This window comes from Paracoccus sp. S4493, from assembly GCF_000967735.1.
GTDB classification, from domain to species: Bacteria; Pseudomonadota; Alphaproteobacteria; order Rhodobacterales; family Rhodobacteraceae; genus Paracoccus; species Paracoccus marcusii.
Genome location: NZ_JXYF01000566.1, coordinates 1 through 281, shown reverse-complemented (window position 1 = coordinate 281; position 281 = coordinate 1). Strand labels below are relative to the sequence as shown.

The 281-nt window shown below is 77.2% G+C and carries 1 pseudogene; it reads right to left on the bottom strand.

Annotated elements, in window-relative coordinates:
• Positions 1 to 281 (bottom strand): annotated as a pseudogene (locus tag TW83_RS21710) (hypothetical protein); the annotation flags it as partial.

The following is a 281-nucleotide window of genomic DNA, read 5'->3' as shown; positions in this document are numbered from 1 at the left end:
CATCGGCGCGGGGCTTGCCGTCGGGGCGCGGGCCGCCAAAGGGCTTGCGCGCCTCTCCGGGCTTGCCGGCAAAGCGCGCGGGGCGGGCATCGTCGCCCTGACCGGACATGCGGCCGCCCCCTTCGCCGGGGCCTGATTTCTTCCAGCGCGGCTTGTCGCCTGCAGGCCGGGGGCGGTCGCCGAAACCGCCAGCCGAATCGTCGCGCGCGCCAAAGCGCGGGCGTGCCCCGTCGGTGCCCGCGGGCTTGGCACCCCAGCTGCGGGCCGGGCGGTCGGACTGA